Annotated in this window: 13 protein-coding genes and 1 pseudogene; 8 read left to right on the forward strand and 6 right to left on the reverse strand. The window is 63.9% G+C overall.

All coding sequences use genetic code 11. From position 1 onward, the window contains the following. Nucleotides 1–1,596: 1,596 nt before the first annotated feature. Together ACFUTU_RS19930 and ACFUTU_RS19935 are read right to left on the reverse strand one after the other, a co-directional pair. Nucleotides 1,597–1,713: pseudogene (locus tag ACFUTU_RS19930) on the reverse strand (SDR family NAD(P)-dependent oxidoreductase); the annotation flags it as partial. 184 nt (nt 1,714–1,897) lie between these two features. Then, nucleotides 1,898–3,292, reverse strand: a complete 1,395-nt coding sequence (locus tag ACFUTU_RS19935) for an MFS transporter (RefSeq protein ID WP_377967457.1) — start codon at nt 3,290–3,292, stop codon at nt 1,898–1,900. Between the two features lie 1,179 nt (nt 3,293–4,471). Here ACFUTU_RS19935 and ACFUTU_RS19940 point away from each other — a divergent pair. The 6 genes from ACFUTU_RS19940 (at nt 4,472) to ACFUTU_RS19965 (ending at nt 11,350) form a co-directional block, all read left to right on the forward strand. Further along, on the forward strand, nt 4,472–4,678 hold the full coding sequence (locus ACFUTU_RS19940) for a GH32 C-terminal domain-containing protein (protein WP_377967459.1): 207 nt from the start codon (nt 4,472–4,474) through the stop codon (nt 4,676–4,678). A 438-nt stretch (nt 4,679–5,116) separates the two neighbouring features. Beyond that, nucleotides 5,117–5,452 (forward strand): hypothetical protein, encoded by a 336-nt coding sequence (locus tag ACFUTU_RS19945; RefSeq protein ID WP_377967461.1) that lies wholly within the window; start codon nt 5,117–5,119, stop codon nt 5,450–5,452. 140 nt (nt 5,453–5,592) lie between these two features. After that, complete coding sequence (locus ACFUTU_RS19950; protein WP_377967463.1) at nt 5,593–6,282, forward strand: hypothetical protein; 690 nt, start codon at nt 5,593–5,595, stop codon at nt 6,280–6,282. After that, nucleotides 6,275–8,677, forward strand: coding sequence for a phosphoenolpyruvate synthase (gene ppsA / locus ACFUTU_RS19955; RefSeq protein ID WP_377967465.1), 2,403 nt, complete (start codon nt 6,275–6,277; stop codon nt 8,675–8,677). Before ACFUTU_RS19950 ends, ppsA begins: the two co-directional genes overlap by 8 nt. After that, entirely contained in the window at nt 8,678–9,520 is an 843-nt protein-coding gene (locus ACFUTU_RS19960) for a pyruvate, water dikinase regulatory protein (protein ID WP_377967467.1), read from the forward strand. A gap of 378 nt (nt 9,521–9,898) precedes the next feature. Further along, entirely contained in the window at nt 9,899–11,350 is a 1,452-nt protein-coding gene (locus ACFUTU_RS19965; RefSeq protein WP_377967469.1) for a GntR family transcriptional regulator, read from the forward strand. 22 nt (nt 11,351–11,372) lie between these two features. Here ACFUTU_RS19965 and ACFUTU_RS19970 read toward each other — a convergent pair whose 3' ends face one another. Further along, entirely contained in the window at nt 11,373–12,158 is a 786-nt protein-coding gene (locus ACFUTU_RS19970) for a 5'-nucleotidase, lipoprotein e(P4) family (RefSeq protein WP_377967472.1), read from the reverse strand. A gap of 337 nt (nt 12,159–12,495) precedes the next feature. On the opposite strand from ACFUTU_RS19970, the gene ACFUTU_RS19975 reads away from it, so the two are divergent. Further along, complete coding sequence (locus ACFUTU_RS19975) at nt 12,496–13,533, forward strand: hypothetical protein (RefSeq protein WP_377967474.1); 1,038 nt, start codon at nt 12,496–12,498, stop codon at nt 13,531–13,533. A 376-nt stretch (nt 13,534–13,909) separates the two neighbouring features. Here the strand turns inward: ACFUTU_RS19975 and ACFUTU_RS19980 are convergent, their stop codons facing one another. Together ACFUTU_RS19980 and ACFUTU_RS19985 are read right to left on the reverse strand one after the other, a co-directional pair. Beyond that, nucleotides 13,910–14,950, reverse strand: a complete 1,041-nt coding sequence (locus ACFUTU_RS19980; protein ID WP_377967476.1) for an AAA family ATPase — start codon at nt 14,948–14,950, stop codon at nt 13,910–13,912. A gap of 56 nt (nt 14,951–15,006) precedes the next feature. Next, the gene (locus ACFUTU_RS19985; RefSeq protein WP_377967478.1) at nt 15,007–16,566 is read right to left on the reverse strand and encodes an ATP-dependent DNA ligase; all 1,560 of its coding nucleotides are present in this window, start codon (nt 16,564–16,566) and stop codon (nt 15,007–15,009) included. A 63-nt stretch (nt 16,567–16,629) separates the two neighbouring features. Between ACFUTU_RS19985 and ACFUTU_RS19990 the strand changes: the two genes are divergently transcribed. Further along, nucleotides 16,630–17,232 carry a dihydrofolate reductase family protein gene (locus tag ACFUTU_RS19990; RefSeq protein WP_377967480.1) on the forward strand — a complete coding sequence of 201 codons (603 nt, stop codon included), beginning with the start codon at nt 16,630–16,632 and terminating at the stop codon, nt 17,230–17,232. Nucleotides 17,233–17,265: 33 nt separating this feature from the next. On the opposite strand, the gene ACFUTU_RS19995 is transcribed toward ACFUTU_RS19990, so the two are convergent. Continuing rightward, nucleotides 17,266–17,706, reverse strand: a 441-nt coding sequence (locus ACFUTU_RS19995; RefSeq protein ID WP_377967482.1) for an orotidine 5'-phosphate decarboxylase / HUMPS family protein, incomplete at its 5' end; no start/stop codon positions are given.

Consider the following 17,706-nt stretch of genomic DNA (forward strand, 5'->3'; position numbering starts at 1 on the left):
ACGGGCAGACGGAATCGGCGCCCCCGCCACCCCTGCCGTCATGACCGGGGGGATGCCCTGGGGTCAAGGGCGGCCGGAGGCCGTCGCGCAGCGATAGACCCCTTGACGCCAGAGCATGCAGCCCCCGGTAACCTCAACGACGATCGGGGGCGCCGAGCCCCTTGACGACAATAGGAGCATCATTGTGCACACCGGGGCTTCGGATTCGGTTGTACCGGCATCGGACTGGGCCGGATTGGGGATGTTTTCGGGGGAGTGGCGGATTTTCAAGGGTTGGGGCCCGGTTCGAGTCCCACCTCGGGCACGTGTTTTCTCTGGTCAGGGGCTTGGCTTTTTAGCCTCTGAGTGCGGACATTTTATGTTGTGAAGGGCCCCTTCGGGGCCTTTTTCAATGTTGGCCGGTGGTGTGGGCCGGCTGTCTCCGTTCCTGGTGCTTGGGCTTGAGTGTTTGTTCTTTGGTACCTATTCATGGTCCCCCTTGGCCAGGACAGCATGATTTGAGAATGTTCGGCGGAAAGTTTCCTTTCTGCTTGACGTTGGTTGTTCACCCTGGTTCTCCTTTTCGGTTGTGGTGGCCTGTTCTGCCTATTCATGGTCGGCCTGGGGTGGAACTGCATGACCTTCATTCTGGAGATTGCGGTAGCCCGTCTCCGCCGCGTTTGTTGCCTGTTTCTGCCTTCACGACTATTCATGGCAGGGCTTCTGGTTGGCTGCATGACTATCAGAGCTCGCGTCCCAAGCTCTCCAAGGGGCTCGCCGGGAAACCATCATCGGACGCCACGTGAACGCGGCCAGGAGGTGGAGGCCGTTGGGGATTGGCTCGATGTCGAAGGACACATTCGGGTTCTCTCGAGGGAGCAGTTTTCGTGGGCCGATGGTGGTCAGGAGCCGTACGGTGTTGGAATGACAGCATCAACACTCGACCTCCTCCGTCGGTAGGAGCTCCCGCCACCCGTGAATTGAACGCCGCTGGCTACACCACGCGCAGAGGGCTGGCCCGCGTCTCCCGCGCCGAACTGTCAAAGCTAGATGGCGTGGGGGCCAAAATGCTCCGCATCATCGAGGAAGCCCTGCAAGAGCACGGACTCGCCCTGACCTAGCCGCCCCTCTGCACAGAATGCCCGGGAGCGGCGCCTGCTGCCCTACGAGCGGGATGTGACGGAAGTGTCAGCTTAGGATCTAAGAGTTTCCCGTGCCTGTCATAAAGAGCGGCGTCTGGAAGCAATCCTGATGGGCCTTCAGCGACGTGCCTAACGTCAGACGGGGTGTAGCTGATTCAGGCAGTCGGCTGACGCCTATGATTGTTGCCGGTAGAAGCGGCTACAGGTGTTATTCCTTCGTCGTCGCAGGCGCCTATAGTCGGGGAGCCGTGGGCCCCTTGGGGTCGACGGGTGGCCCCGTAGTACCCCCAGACCCGAGAGGTCCGGCTGCTGTGGGATACTTCGAGCGGGAATCGACCCAGTAGTTGCCTGTGCCAGCGAGGGCTCAGACGATGCGTTCCTGCTGCGCCGCTCGATCGCGCAGGACCTTCGTCTAGTAGCCTCGCTTAGATAGCGGTACCTCCCGTCGCTCTCAGCCGTGCGCAGCTGGCGGGAGATTGCGGGCGTCGGCGTGGACGGTGAGCCCGCGCTTGGCGAGACGTTCGCAGATCGCGGCTCCCATTCCGGTGGATGCTCCGGTCACGAGGGCGGTCTTGTAGTCAGCGACGGGCATCGGTTCTCCCGGGTAAGGACGAAGACGTGCGCGAGGGCACACCCGGGTGGTTTTGTGGGGTGAGGGGTGGATTCGCTTGGGTACACGCATCCACCCCCGCTAGGCGGCCGCTGGTCAAAGGGCCAGCGGCCGCCCCATTCGTGGTCGCGCTACTGCGTGATCAGCGCCGGCGGGCGGAAGACCGTCACTTCGCGCCAGGCTGCGCAGCGAGATCGCGCGGGGCATCGCTCGGCCTGACGGTCGCTGCGGCGACCACGGCCTTCTCCCGCTCGCTCTGGTGCACGTTGTCAAGCTCTTTCATCGTGTATTTGACAGTTTCCTTGGCCGTAAGCGCCGAGATCCCGGCGATGACCATGAATCCGATGGCAATCAGGGACGGACCGACCCAGTCCTTGAGGTCAGCGCCCGCGAGTGCTGTGGAAAGGACGGGTCCGATGACACCTGAGATGGCGAAGCCGATCTGGGTGCCAAGGGCGAGTCCGGAGACGCGCAGCCGGGTGGGGAACATCTCTGCAAAGAACGATGGCCAGGACGCGTTCACCATCGAGTAGAAGAGGGAATAGTTGATGATGCCGAAAGTGAATATCAGCGCCCAGTTGCCGGTCGTGATCGACCAGAGGTAGGGCGCCATCGTGATGCCTACGCCGACCGTTGCGATGAGGAACATCGTCTTCCGGCCGATCTTGTCTACGAGGAAGCCTGCCAGGGGGGTCATTCCAAGGGCGATCACGGCCGAGACGGTCGTCGTGAGCAGCATGGTCGGCTTGTCCAGCCCGTATCCGGTGGTTGCAAATGCCACCGAGAAGGTCTGCATCATGTAGCTCGTGCCGGCGATGACGGCACAGAATACGATTCGGAGTACGGCACGCCAGTGGAAGCGCAGGAGATGCTTGAGCGGGGAGACGTTCACCTTGGTGGACCGGCTCTCGATGAACTCAGGCGGCTCCTCGATGTGGCGGCGGATCAGGTACGCGACGACCACCACAACGGCGGAGATCCAGAACGGAATGCGCCAGCCCCAGGCTAGCAGTTGCTCTTTGGGCATGGCGGCGATCGGGATGAAGACCAGCAGCGTGAGCAGCGTGCCGGTCGAGGCGCCCAGCGTCGTGAAGCTGGTGATGAATCCGCGTCGGCGATCGGAAGCGTGCTCCAGGCTCATGCTGATCGCACTGGCTTGCTCGCCGGAGAGGCACAGCCCTTGGATGACGCGGATCAGCACGAGGAGAATCGGCGCGAGAGCACCGATCTGCGCGAACGTCGGAAGACAGCCAATCAGGAAGGTGCAGCCGCCAATGCCGAACAGGGTAATCAACATGACGAATTTGCGCCCGAATCGGTCCCCCATCGGACCCAAGATGAGAGCGCCGAGCGGTCGTACCGCGTAGCCGACTGCGAACGTGATCATCGACAGCAGCACGCTAATGCCTTGGGGCAGTTCGGGAGAGAAGAACAAGACGTTAAAGATCAACGCCGACGAGGTGCCATACACGGCGAAGTCGTAGTACTCGAGCGTCGTGCCGATCCAGGACGCGATGGCCGCCCTGGCCGGTGTTTTCTTGGGAATAGCGGGTTGTGTCATTTCGTCTCCATTAAGGATGGGTGAACAGCCGGCCTGTCGGTCCATATGGGCTGCCGAAGGAGTCTTGGACCGGATGGTTCCGCTGTGGGCTCTCTCGCACGACGTCGTGCGCTTGTACGGCTTTGCCGACTGGCTTCTGACATCAAGCTAGCTTTTGAGGCATGGGTCACACAAAGACAGCTTTTGTGTTCCCACATAGGAATTCGTTATGGCTGGGGTTCGCACGGCGGAGACGTTAGTCACCCGGAAGATCGAGCACTTCATGAGCATCTTGGACTTGGCTTCCGATGAGGGTGACCGGTTTGGCGCTACGCCTTGTCCAACGCGGCGACACCGTCTGCGAGTGAGCCAAGGACGCTCTCGAGGCGGCGCGGGCCTAATTTTCCGGCGTACTTTCCCAGCGCTTCCGTAAGGGATCCATTGGAGATAGGGGATGCAAGTCAGTCCGGCGCGCACCTCCGACACGGCGAACCGGGCCCGATGTGCCAGTGAGACCGCAAGCCGCCCAGCCCGGCGTTCACGCCTGTGGCGGTGGCATGGTCGTCGGCACCCCCGGCGGCGAGCGCTCCCTTGGCCGTCCTCCGGGCAGCTTCCAAGGGAGCCGTGACCTCGGGCAGTGCGGCGACGTGATCCAGTGTCGCTCCAGCACCCCGACAGATTCCTTCCGGCGCTGCGGCGCGCTGTGCCTTTCGGTCCGGGCGAGCTATGCAATTCTGTGCAGTCAGGTGACTGAAACTACGCCGGTGGTTTTCGCCCCGATGACCAGCCTGTATGACTTGGGCCGGGCCGGCGATCCCCGCGACGAGTGCCACTATCCGTTCTTCTGTAGTTTGCCGCGCTGGCTTGGCCGGGACCGGGCTTGTGCCGTTGGTACGCCTATGGGCCGACGGCGTGATGATCCGTCGGCCCATAGTTACACTCGATACTGCTACCTGCTCACTTGGGGAGCGGCATGAACGCCGTTTCCCTGATCGGGAGGGCGGTGATGCAGGCGATGGCGGAGGTCAGGACCATTGAGGCGGAGATCCTGCCCGGAGACGCCGAACATGTGACCTGCCACCTGTTCGGAAATGGGGACGGCCATGCGGGGACGGTGCTGAGCTACAAGGCCGCTACCGCCGAACTTGTCCTGAACCACAGGCGTTCAGGCGACACTGGTTTTCACGGAAATTTCCTTCCGTGGAGTCAGCCCCGCCGATCCTTGAGGACGGCGCACTCAAGCTGCACATCGTCGTCGACCATTGCTCCGTGGAGGTGTTCACGCAGAGCGGCAAGGTGGTCCTGACCGACCTTGTTTTTCCCGCTCAGGGATATACGGAAAATTGGCTGGCGGTTGAGGGCGGGCATGCCACCATAAGGACGCTCACGGTCATGGCGCTAAGCTAATACGCCGCATCAACCGATGACTCCGTGAAACCGGTGCCCTGACAAATGGGCTGAGGAACCACAACATCAAGGGAAAGAAGCGCTGCCAAGCAGCAACTACTACAACGTGCATCATCGCCGACATCAAGGAACGGCAGTACGCTGCCGACCTCAACAACGGAGGAAAGCCCGGGGCTGTTATCTACATCCCGCCAGGGGACTATCACCTCCGCACCCAGGTAGTCGCGACGTTAGCTTCCTTCGGATTGAAGGCTCGGGACACGGGTTCACGTCGTCGAGCATCCGGTTCAACGTTCCCGAAGTCGAATGGCCCAACCTGCACGAGCTCTGGCCCGGGGGGAGCCGCATCATCGTCGACCTTCCCTCCGCGGGTGAGGGGAGGAATCCAAGGGAGCTGCCTTCCTGGTTGAGAGAGGCGGGAGCCCGAGGATCAGCTCGGTGGAGTTCTCCAGCTTCTGCATCGACGGCCTGCATTTCACCCCGGACGGTTCCGGGATGCCTGCCGAGAATACCCACGTCAACGGCAAGACCGGCATCTATGTAGCCAGCGCCAATGACTCCTTCGGGGTCACCGATATGGGGTTCGTCTACTTCGAGAACGCACTCACCATCCACAACGCGGATGCGCTTTCCATCCACCACAACTTCATCGCTGAATGCGGAAGCTGCATCGAACTGCGGGGTGGGGACAGGCATCAAAGATCACCGATAATTTGGTCGGGGCCGGCCCCAAGGGACACTCGATCTAGGCAGAGAACCACGGTGGGCTCCTGATAAGCGCGAACAACGTCTTCCCCCGTGGTGCCAGCAGCGTCCATCTCCACGGCGTCACACGTTCAAGCGTCACAAATAACCGTCTGCATTCGTTCTACCCCGGGATGGTAATCCTCGCGGCGAACAGTTCGGAAAACCTCGTGGCCACGAACCACTTCCAGCTTGATCATGAGCCCTGGACGCCCTTCCTGGCAGTCGACAACGGGCTCGACGACCTCCACGGCCTGCTCTGTATCAGCGGCAACAACAACTCGGTCATCGGCAACCACTTCTCCCAGATCATCGACTCACAGATCATCCGGCCCACAGGTGCGGCGCCTGTCATCGTTCGGCTGACGGCGGGGAGCGGCAACTTCGTCTCCAGCAACCACGTGGTGGCCAAGGATGTTCACTCCAAGACAAGTGACTCCTGCTTCGAGCCCCAGGTGGACGCCCTGCTGGCCACCGGGGCCCGACAGCCTCGCGGTCAAGACCGTCGTGGTGAGGCGGAATCGGCGGGGAATAAGATCCTTGATTCCGGAACTGACGCCCTGATTATTGCGGACAGGGCAGTTAACGCCTTCCGGGCCACGCCCATGTTGGGTTCCCGGCTGTTCCCGTGCCACGCGGGACTGTCCGATAGGCCAGGAGATGCAATGGTGGCGGGAATTGTAGTACCCGCACTTGTGAAGCCCGACGGGCATGCGGTTCGTGGCGTTTCGTTACGGCTGATCTGTGTTGTACGCATCACATGTATTTGCTTCCGGGAAGCGGTGCCACGCAGTCTTGCATCACCCTATTTTTCAGCGCTTGTCAGAGCGTGCCCAACGAAGGACACCATTTATGACTGACGTTCTCTGGTTTTCTGATCTTGGCCTGACCGACCTTGACCAGGTTGGCGGCAAAAATGCATCTCTCGGCGAGATGGTTCGCAGCCTCGCCTCTGCGGGGGTGAAGGTTCCGGACGGTTTCGCGACCACGGCCGATGCCTATCGGCGGTTCCTCAGCGAATCGGGGCTGGATTCCCGGATTGAAAATATTCTTGACGGCCTGGACAGCGGCGATGTGGCCGCCTTGGCCAACGTCGGCCGGCAGATTCGGGATTTGATCCGCGAGACTGCGTTCCCGGCCGGGTTCGAGGAGGAAATCCGTGCCGCGTACGCCCGCCTGACGGAAGAACACGGCGGGGATGTGTCCTGGGCGGTGCGTTCCAGTGCCACGGCAGAGGATTTGCCGGACGCTTCCTTCGCCGGCCAGCAGGAGACCTTCCTGAACATCCGAGGCATCGAAAACATCCTCCTGGCGATCAAGGACGTCTTTGCCTCGCTCTACAACGACCGGGCCATCGCTTACCGCGTCCACCATGGATTCACCCATTCCGAGGTCGCGCTTTCGGCTGGTGTTCAGCGGATGGTCCGCTCAGACGTCGGCGCGTCCGGTGTCATGTTCACCATGGATACCGAAACCGGATTCAACGACGCCGTCTTCATCACCTCCTCCTACGGGCTCGGCGAGGCAGTGGTGCAGGGTGCTGTGAACCCGGACGAGTTCTACGTCCACAAACCCGCCCTCGCCGCGGGCCGGCCCGCAGTCCTGAAGCGGGGGCTGGGGGAGAAGGCCGTGCAGATGGTGTACACCGACTCCCGTGAGGTTGGCCGGACCGTGGACTTCGTCCCGGTCCCGCAGGACCTCAGGAGCCGTTTCAGCCTGACGGATGCCGAGGTTGAGCAGCTCGCCCGGCACGCCCTGGCCATCGAAGCCCACTACGGCCGTCCCATGGATATTGAGTGGGGCAAGGACGGCGTGGACGGGGAACTGTACATCCTGCAGGCACGCCCCGAAACGGTCGAGTCCCGCAAAGCCACCGGCAGCGTTACCCGTTACACCCTGACCGAGCGGTCCACCGTGCTGGTGGAGGGCCGGGCCATTGGCCAGCGCATCGGTGCCGGGCAGGTCCGGGTGCTGTCCTCGATTGACCAGATGGCCTCGTTCCAGGAAGGCGACGTGCTGGTGGCGAACATGACGGACCCCGACTGGGAACCGATCATGAAGAAGGCCGCCGCGATCGTGACCGACCGTGGCGGACGGACCTGCCACGCGGCGATCATCGCCCGGGAACTCGGCATCCCGGCCGTTGTGGGGACCGGATACGCGTCCCAGATCCTCAAAGACGGGACCCCGGTCACCGTGTCCTGTGCCGAAGGTGAGGCCGGGCTCGTGTACGAGGGGCTGCTGGAGTACACGCTGCAGGAAACCAGCCTGGAGACCATGCCGGAAGCCCCGGTGAAGATCATGATGAACGTCGGCACCCCGGAGCAGGCGTTCAGCTTCGCCCGGCTGCCGAACCACGGCGTTGGCCTGGCACGGCTGGAATTCATCATCAACCGCCAGATCGGCATCCATCCCAACGCCCTGCTGGCTGTGGCCGGCGAGATCGAACGACCGGAAACACTGGATGACTACACCGTGCGGCAGATCCGCGAAAAAACAGCAGCGTACGACGGTCCCCGGGATTACTACGTCCGTCGCCTGGCCGAGGGCATCTCCACCATCGCCGCGGCCTTCGCGCCGGAACCGGTGATTATCCGGCTCTCGGACTTCAAGTCCAACGAGTACGCCAACCTCCTGGGCGGGCCGGCCTTCGAACCGGAGGAGGAGAACCCGATGATCGGGTACCGGGGCGCCTCCAGGTACCTCTCCGCATCCTTCCGGCAGGCCTTTGAGCTGGAATGTGAAGCCCTGAAGTACGTGCGCAACGAGATGGGCCTGACCAACATCAAGCTCATGGTCCCGTTCGTGCGCACCCTCGACGAGGCGAAGGGTGTCACCGAGCTGCTGGCGGCGAACGGGCTGCGCCGGGGCGAGAACGGGCTGGAGATCGTGATGATGTGCGAACTGCCGGCCAACGCCCTGCTGGCTGATGAGTTCCTGGAATACTTCGACGGGTTCTCCATCGGGTCCAACGACCTGACCCAGCTCACCCTGGGACTGGACCGTGACTCCGCCCTGGTCGCCGACGGGTTCGATGAGCGCAATCCCGCAGTGACCAGGCTCCTGGAACTGGCCATCACCGCGTGCCGTGCCAAGGGCCGGTACGTCGGCATCTGCGGCCAGGGTCCCAGCGACCACCCCGACTTTGCCGAGTGGCTCCTGGCACAGGGAATCAGCTCGATCTCGCTGAACCCTGACGCCGTGACCGAGACCTGGCTGCGGCTCGCACGCACAGGCAGCCGCACGGCCGTCTAAATGTCCGGCCAGCCCGCTGTGGGGGCGGGTAGCACTTCCGCCCCCACAGTCTTTTTCCTCTCCGACAGCACCGGCATCACCGCTGAAACCCTCGGCAACACCCTGCTGACCCAGTTCCCTGCCCAACGGCTGGAGCGGCGGACAATCCCGTTTATCACCACCGTCGAGCAGGCACGCGACGTCGTGGCGGCCATCGACCGGGTGGCTGCCTCGGGGCCCCGTCCGCTCGTTTTCTCAACGACCGTCAGCCCGGACGTCCGCGCTGTCCTGGCCCAAAGCGCCGGGCACTTCTTCGACCTGTTCGGCGCCCACGTCGGCCAGCTCGAGCAAGCGCTCGGTTCCTCCGCCAACGGCCTGCCCGGCCAGGCCCACGGCGTGGGTGACGCTGTGAGGTATCAGTCCAGGATGGCGGCTGTCGAGTATGCGATCGAGCACGACGACGGGCAATCCCTCCGTGCGCTGGAACGGGCTGAACTGATCCTCATCGCCCCGTCCCGCTGCGGCAAAACACCGACCACCATGTATTTGGCCCTCCAGCACGGCATCCTGGCCGCCAACTTCCCCCTCGTGGAGGAAGACTTCGACACCATGGCCCTGCCCAAACCACTGCGGCCGTTTGCCAGCAAATGCTTCGGCCTCACGTCCCAGCCCGTCAGGCTCAGCCAGATCCGCCAGGAACGCCGCCCCAACAGCGGCTACGCCTCACTCGCCCAGTGCACCTACGAACTCCGAAACGCGGAGGACATGTACCGGGCCAACAACATCCCCTACGTGAACTCTTCGTCCATGTCGGTCGAAGAGATATCGGCCACCGTTCTCCAACGCATGCAACTTCACCACTGAAGACCTGATTTTTCGTCGACCTGCATGTGGTGCAGGAACCAGGCCCGGGAGCGCCTGCCGATCCGTGCCCGTATCGCAGTCCGGGTCCGGCAGTTCAGTTCGACTAACGGCTGCCGATCTCCTGCGGTGAGCAAGTAAAGAACAGTGGCTGTTCTACCTGCGCGAACGGAACGACGAGCCAGCGGCCACCGTAGAACTCGACATAAGAGTCGGGGGTGCATCTTGCAAAGGCTTCTTCTCGCGTCATCGTCTTTCCTTTCCCGCCGGGCTTTCTCCTGCTGTTTGATCTCCTTCCGGAGTGATACTCTAATTCTAGACCTTCATCTATAAAGGTCAATAGACATTCAAGGTTAAATGTCACGTTGGCTAGGAGAGTCGATGAAGACTTGGAAAGAGCAGCTCGCGTTCGCCCCGCTGGAAGCCGCCGACCGGGGAGAGGAAGTCGGCCGCCGCCTTAGGCGCGCGATCGAGCTCGGCGTCCTCGAAGATGGTTCCCAGCTGCCGAGTGAAAGCTATCTCGCCTCCGCCATGGGCGTTTCCACCCTGACACTGCGCGCCGCGCTAGCCGAACTGCGCGGCCTGGGTCTGGTGGAGACCCGCCGCGGCAAAGGCGGTGGAAGTTTCGTCAAAGCCAACACCGGCGACATCGCCCGCATGCAGCGCCAGTCACTAGTGACGTATTCTCTCGAGGACTTGCGCGATTTAAGGGAGTACCGCGCGTTCCTTGCCGGTAGCGCCGCCGCGGCGGCGGCGGATGCCTGCCGGTCCCATCGGCTCACGACAACGCGACTTGAGCACGCATCGGCAGAGATTAAGGCCTGTGAGCACCCGGCAGACGCTATCCGTGCAGACAGCAAATTCCATGTTGAGCTCGCGGCGAGCTCAGGGTCGGTCCGGCTCACTCGTCAGGAAGTTGACCTCCAAGCCGAAGTCGGCCCGCTGCTTTGGTTGGAGCCGGCCGGCCACAAGGATGGTGCCGCTGAAGACCATGCCCGGATTGTGGAGGCGATCCGCGCCGGAGACCCCGGCCTGGCTCGGGACTTGGCTGAGGAGCATGTCAGGCGGGATATGAACCGGGTTATTGATGAGCGGATGGAACTCAGTGGCGCGCCAGCCGGCATGCCGCATCCTCCGGAGTCCGTTGATGATGCTGTCGCAGCCATCGAATCACTTGCTGCCATGTTTACCGGAGCTGCTGCCGCTTCCATGCACGAGGTCGAGCAGACCGTGCGCGCAAGTATCGGATCAGGGGCAGGTGCAGAGCAGGCCGACGCCGAAATCTACGGAGCCGCCCGAAGAGCGATGGCCATCGGGGTCCCCCTTCTCTATGGTGCAGGCTTTATCGCAGAGCGGTCCTACTTCGGCGAGGGGTGGATAGCCTGGTGCTACGCACCGGCGGGTCCTGAATCACCGCAGAGGCTGTACATCGATATGGACCTCTACGACGTGGACACGGCGCCGTGGCGCCCTAATGACGACGCCGATGAGAGCCCGATCCACACCAGCCATGCCTATGTGGATTCCAGTGGAACCAACGAGAACCTCATCTCGTACAGCAGGCGCGTCATTATCGCCGGAAACTACGTGGGAGTCGTCGCAGCCGATATTCGCGTCAGCCAGCTCCAGACAGCGTTCGAACCCCTCCTGCGGTCCTTGCCGCCGAACACGTGCGTCATTGACCAGCACGGGGCCGTCATCGCCACCAACACGGGACGATTCGTCGGTGGGACCATACCGGGAGCCCACCGGGATGCCTGCCGACCGCTTCCGGGGGTCCCCTGGTCGCTCTGCATCGGGGCTTCTGAAGAGGATGCGCTGCCAGCCCGATAGATGAGGAAGATCGTTTATTGATTTACAGTTTGGCGTCCCATTGGTCGAGCTCGGCATCTTCCCAGGAGCCGTACGTGGGATTAGGCAGGATGAACCAGTCGTCCCCGAAGTGCTTGGCGTCTTTTTCGACAAGTTGCCGCTGCTGGTCGAGTTGCGTGTTGGCGTAGTCCCCGGCGAAGTCGTGCAAGGTGTCTCCCAGTTGCATGATGACCTTGTGTTCCTCCTGAATTTTGGCGCGCCGCGCCTCTTTCGATGGGCCTAGCAGCATGACCTGGTCCTTTGATACCTGGGGGAAGTCCAGTCCCTTCAGCGAGGCAATGGTGGCATCAAGGTTCTCCTCGGTTCGGTCTGAGATGTAGTAAATCGATACGCCTAGCTCATCAGCTTTATGAAAGAACTCGGCGGCGCCTGGGATCGCGGACGGTGATCCTTGGAGCTCCCACTGGCCCCAGGTATCCCAGACACTGTAGTCGTGGCAGGCCGCCATGTCGCGGGCCAATAGCTTGGTGTTATCAAGTGCAGTCTCATCCAAATCAGTAATAATCGCGAGATTCTCGGCCGGAGTGCGCTTGACCTTTTCCGCGAGACGCTCACCTGCAATCCGATAGGTCTGGGACTGCAGTGCCTGCGCTTCGGCACTTTGCTGTTGCCAGCGCAGACCCATCGCGTGCTCCTGAACGGCACACTGCCCCGGATCAGGGCTCTTCTCTGCCCCCTCAGCGCCCTGATCGGTGGCGGCACAGCCGGCCGCAGCCAATATGTAAACGGCGACAAGAGCTGTGCCGGCAATGGTCTTGGATCTCTTCAAGTGAACCTCCTTGTTCAGTACATGGACTCGACGGGTTAAAAACATGAGGTGACGTATCTGGCGCTTCACAATTGAACGCGGTCCGGTGTTCCCAGGGGCGGTTGCCCAGTGGCGAGGAGTGCCCGCAACCGGGAGTTGCAGATGTTGCATATCCTCGGTCACCCGGCGCCCCTGTTCGCCAGCTGCCCGAAACGATGTGATCGACCTCATATGCAGGACAATAGCCAAAGTTGAACACCCGTTCAATCCCCTTCCGGTTGTCAGCCCGTCTCTCCATTCGTCAGGGTTCCCGTCCCGAGGAGCTCGGATGGCGGGGGAAGGGTCTAGTCTCGGACGTATGGAGAGCGATCCCGAGCCGGGGAGGAGGTTCCCGGACGTTCCGTCCTACGATGTGCATGGCCGCGTCGTGGAGACGTACGCTCGCGACCTCCCGAACGGCAACAGGCTGCTGGATGCCCTGGCGAAGCGGACGAGCCGTGGCGGGCGCAAGGCCGAGTTCGAGTTCACGGCCACGCCATACAACTTCTGCGAGGTCCTTTGTGTGGCGTCCCCGGAGACTGCCGTGGCCCTGCTCGATGCGGGGATCACCACGGCGGACGAGGCCGTCGCGTTCCTGGAAGAGCAAGGGCTCGACGATCTCATTGAGGACAACCGTGACGCCGCAGAGGCCGCGCTCCGTTGCGCGGCGATGCCTTCGGAGGTGCTCGAACGCTTCCAGCACTCCCCGCTGTCCTTCTACGAGGACCCGGAGGGCTTCGGGGAGAAGCTGGGCGAGGACCTGCTCGGCAAGCTCCGCAGAAACAAGACGGTCTGGGCCGCCGTGCAGGAGCGCAGGATCGATCTGCGGGATATCCTCCAGATCGGTATCTCACGGTTCCTCGACGCCGAGGACGAGGAAGGTACTTTGTGTGGGCTGCTGGCCGGCCTGAAGTCGGGCGAAGGCCAGCCCGTCCGGGCCGAGGACCTCAGCGGCTGGATCGAGCGCTTCGGGATTGGCCCGGCGACCCCAAACGAGGTCAAGACAGGCGTCTACCGGCTCGCTGTACGGCACGGTGGCGACTTCGCCGCGCAAATCCCGCGGGACGCCCGCACCATGAGGCTTACCAACAGCCTCTCGGGTGCCGCCGCTGACCAGAGGCGCGGTCTCGACGCCGAGCGCCGCCTGATCCTGTTCGGGGCGCAGGTCCTGGCCGGCGCCTCACGGGCGGCAGGGCTGTCAGCCCTGCCGAACGGGCACGACCTGATGAGGCTCCTTGACGCCGGGATCACGGCCGCGCAGGCAGGGGAGGGGTACGTCAGAGGAATGAGCGCAGCCGAGATGATCGCTGTCCGGCGGAACGGAACGGTGCCGGGCATCACAGACGACTGGATCTGAAGCGATGCCCGGGCTGACGGCGACCACGCCGTTGCCTTCGGCAACATCGCGGCGGCAGCGGTTCTTATGACACTGCCCTGCCCCAGAGTGGACGACGGCGGGACCTCCCGCCGTCGTCCGTTTCCCTTTAGTGCCTACGGGCTGAACGGGACCTTTTCCCAGCTCAACACGTCCGCCCCGTCGGAGCGGTTGCCGGCAACGGTGAACCGGACGTAGTTGGTGGCGTTGGCGGGCCGTCCACGGGCGGTTGCTGGACATGAGCGAACTTGAAATTACCCGGGCATCGCCCCTCGCGCCACAGGAATCCGCGTCCACGGCAGCTTGAAGGTGGGAAGGGTGAGGCGGGCCTTCGCCCGACGGCCCCCGTTGGCTCCGGTTAAACCAGCCAGCGCCACCAGCGTGACCGCTCCGGTTCCGGTTCCGGAATCGGTTCCGGTTCCGGCTCCTCGCCCAAGGCCAGCGCGGCCTCGACGATGTCCTCCGCGGTGAGCGTCATGACGGCCTCACGACCGAGCGCGTCGAGACTTTGTTCCTCGTCGCGCGACAGCCGCAGCGCCTGCCGGTTGAGCGCCTGCTCGAACAGTGTGCGGGCGAACCGTGCGTTGCCGGAGTCCTCGCCCGCGTGGAGCCCGGTCAGGATGCGGCGCAGCATCTGGTCCGCGCCCGGCTCCAGCGTGTACTCGTGCTGGGCCAGCATCTGATGGAAGATCGTCTGGAGTGCATCAACGGAGTAGTCGGGGAACGTAATCTCGCGGGCGAACCGGGAGCGCAGTCCGGGGTTCGAAAGCAGGAAGGACTCCATTAGCCGCGGGTACCCGGCCACGATCACGACCAGGCGGTGGCGGTGGTCCTCCATCCGTTTGAGCAGGACTTCGATCGCCTCGGGGCCGAAGTCCATCCGGCCGTCCTCGGGGGCCAGCGCATAGGCCTCGTCGATGAACAGCACGCCGTCCAGCGCACGCCGGATCACCCGGTCCGTCTTGATGGCGGTCTGCCCGACGTATTGCCCCACCAGGCCCGAACGGTCGACCTCCACCAGGTGGCCTTTCTGCAGCAGACCGACCGCGCGGTACATCTCGGCCAGGAGCCGCGCCACGGTGGTCTTGCCCGTGCCCGGGTTTCCGAGGAACACCAGATGCTGTGACGTGGCCACCTCCGGCAGGCCGTGCGCCTTACGCCTGGCCTGGACCTGGAGCAGTGCGACGAGGGCCCGCACCTGTTCCTTCACGGTCTCCAGCCCGACCAGCGCATCGAGCTCAGCCTGCACCTCGGACAGCGGCCGGGCGGGCCCGGGCCTCACCCCGACTAAATCGCCGACCAGCTCGTCGACGCGCTCCGAACCGGGCAGTTTGAGCTGATCGGCCAGATGGCCGATGGTTTCGCGCAGTTCATCGAGCGGTTTGCGGCTCGCAGCCATGCATCCACTGTAGCCCTCGATGCCCGACCGGGGTGGGGTTGGCCCGGCAGTATCAGCTACCGTTTGGTCGCGGTATTCCCGCGGTGCCCCCCGCGGGGTTGGAGCAGGGCGCGCAACGTCTGGATCGTATCGGCCTCGGCGGCCGTCTTGTCATCACGGTAGCGCTTGACGCGTGCGAACCGAAGGGCGATCCCACCGGGATAGCGGGGAGAATGTTGGACGCCGTCGATGGCGATCTCGACCACGGTGACCGGCTCGGTCCACACCGTACCCGCCGTACGCCGCACCTCCAGCTCCTGGAACCTCTTGGTCTGCCACTGCAGCAGCGCGTCGGTGAGGCCCTTGAAAGTCTTGCCCACCATCACGAAGCCGCCGGGTTCGCCGAACTCGCCAACAGGGTCCAGGGCTCCGAGGTGCAGGTTCGACAGCAGCCCGGTGCGCCGACCTGACCCCCATTCGCAGGCGAGCACCACCAGGTCGTAGGTGTGCACCGGCTTGACCTTGATCCAGTTCGAACCCCGCCGCCCTGCGGCGTAGGCTGAGCCCACCGCCTTCACGACCACACCCTCATGACCGGCGGCCAGCGCATCGCGGGACACACTCTCGGCAACAGCCGCATCCGCCGTGACTTTCCCGGGGATGCGGTGACCGGGGGCAATGTGCTCGAGTACGCCGATGCGTGTAGACAGCGGCTCGTCGAGCAGGTCGCGCCCGTCGACGTGCAGCACGTCGAAAAACCACGGGTGCAGCAGCGTGGCGCGCGCTGCGTTCGCCCCGAACCGGGACATCGTCTCCTGGAACGGCCGGGGGCCGCCGTCCTCGTCCAGGGCCAGGGTCTCGCCGTCGAGGATCACATCATGCACGGGCAGTCCGCGCACCACCTCAACCACCTCAGGCAGCCGGTGGGTTACTTCTGCCAGTGTGCGGGTGTAAATGCGCACGTCGTCGCCGGCACGGTGCACCTGGATGCGTGCGCCATCGAGCTTGTATTCCACCGACGCTTCCCCCGTTGACTCCAGCGCCTCGCTGGTACTGGCCGCGGTTGCGGCGAGCATGGGCTGCACGGGGCGCCCGACGACGAGCCCGACAGCGTCAAGCTGGGCCGCGGTGCCCGTGATTGCCAGCAGTGCGGTCCCGCCGAGATCGCCGGAGAGCATCGCCGCACGGCGTACGGCCTCAACCGGCCGGCCGGCGGCGCGGGCGACCGCATCCGTCAGGACGCCCTCGAGGGCACCGGTGCGAAGTTCCCCGAGCAGCACGCCGGCGATGAAGGCCTGCTCCGGTTCGGTGGCTTCCGCCATCAAAGTCCGAAGAGTGGCGGCGCGTTCCACGGTCGAGCCGGCACCTGCGGCTGCCTGCAGCCTGTCCAACGCAGCGTCGAGCCGGGCAACAGTAAGACGCGGTTCAGGAGCGGCCTCACCCCTGGCTGCCCTCATGCCGCTCCAGCCGATCCCCACCCTGCCTTGGCGGGGCTTAGCGGTGAGCAGGCCCACCGCCGTCGGGATGTCCGCGGGGTCGAGCTGGAGCAGCAGGTCTGAAAGTTCGTTGACCTTGGCGAGCCGGGAGCGGGTTGCCGCGACGGCTTCCAAGGTCCTCACGAGCACGTCGAGCAGCATGGCACCAGTGTGTCACGGCCGCCGGCTATGGACAGCGATTAGGCCCTGTTCCAGAATGGGCGCGTGGGAATCATCATCGCCAACCTGTTTGTCACCCTCGACGGCGTCTACCAGGCGCCGGGCGGCAGCGAAGAAGATACCGCGGACGGCTTCGCCTTCGGCGGCTGGCAGGCGCCCGTGTCCGATGACGAGGCCGACGCCGCCATCGGCGAGGAGGTTGGGCGCATCGACGCCCTGCTCCTCGGCCGGAAGACCTACGACATTTTCGCGGCCTACTGGCCGCACCAGTCCGGCGATATCGGCGGGACGCTGAACCGGGTGCCCAAGTTCGTCGTCTCCAATTCGCTGGTTGATCCGGCGTGGGCGGGCACCAGGGTGCTGCCAAATGCCGAGGCAGCGGGCCGGCTCCGTGACGAGTTCGACGAGGTGCACATGTTCGGCAGCGGGGTCCTCATCCGGTCACTGCTGGAGGCGGACGTGCTCGACCGCCTCCACCTTTGGCTCTACCCGATCACCCTCGGGCAGGGAAAGCGGATCTTCGATGCCGGCACCGTCCCCGCCTCCTTCCGCCTCACCGAGCCGGCACGCACCTTCCCGAAGGGGGCAGTGTCGCTGGTCTACGAGCGTGCAGGCGCCGTGCAGACGCAGGACATGCCCGGCGCCTGACGGACAAGATCGCAGCGTCCAGCACCACGCCGCTTAGCGGGCCGGACGCCACATGACTGCGCCCCGGAGTTCCTTTGCTGCCTGTGCGGGGTCTGGTGCGCTGTAGATGGCGCTGCCGACGACGGCGACATCGGCGCCGGCCTGCTGGACGGCATCGATGGTGCTGGGTTTCACGCCGCCGGCCACGGAGAACGGAACGGCAGCTTCTACCCCGGCGCGAATGAGACCGTTCAGGTCGAAGCCGGGCTGGGCCTGTTCGTCCAGGCCGGCGTGCATCTCGACGAACTTGGCACCCAGGGCATGGACTTCCTTGGCGCGGGCGACCTTGTCGGTCACGCAAATGAGGTCAACGACAACACCCTTGTTGTGGGCTTTGGCGGCCTTGACCGCACCGGCGATGGTGGAGTCGTCGGCGGAGCCGAGAACGGTGACCAGGTCGGCGCCGGCCTTGAAGGCGATGTCGGCTTCGAGTTC

The organism is Arthrobacter sp. NPDC057388 (assembly GCF_042668165.1).
Classification (GTDB): domain Bacteria; phylum Actinomycetota; class Actinomycetes; order Actinomycetales; family Micrococcaceae; genus Arthrobacter.

Bases quoted from the DNA above. Each gene is read 5' to 3' on its own strand.
- ACFUTU_RS19935 (WP_377967457.1), bottom strand. From the start codon at position 3,292: ATGACACAACCCGCTATTCCCAAGAAAACACCGGCCAGGGCGGCCATC.
- ppsA (WP_377967465.1), top strand. From the start codon at position 6,275: ATGACTGACGTTCTCTGGTTTTCTGATCTTGGCCTGACCGACCTTGAC.
- ACFUTU_RS19960 (WP_377967467.1), top strand. From the start codon at position 8,678: ATGTCCGGCCAGCCCGCTGTGGGGGCGGGTAGCACTTCCGCCCCCACA.
- ACFUTU_RS19965 (WP_377967469.1), top strand. From the start codon at position 9,899: ATGAAGACTTGGAAAGAGCAGCTCGCGTTCGCCCCGCTGGAAGCCGCC.
- ACFUTU_RS19975 (WP_377967474.1), top strand. From the start codon at position 12,496: ATGGAGAGCGATCCCGAGCCGGGGAGGAGGTTCCCGGACGTTCCGTCC.
- ACFUTU_RS19980 (WP_377967476.1), bottom strand. From the start codon at position 14,950: ATGGCTGCGAGCCGCAAACCGCTCGATGAACTGCGCGAAACCATCGGC.
- ACFUTU_RS19985 (WP_377967478.1), bottom strand. From the start codon at position 16,566: ATGCTGCTCGACGTGCTCGTGAGGACCTTGGAAGCCGTCGCGGCAACC.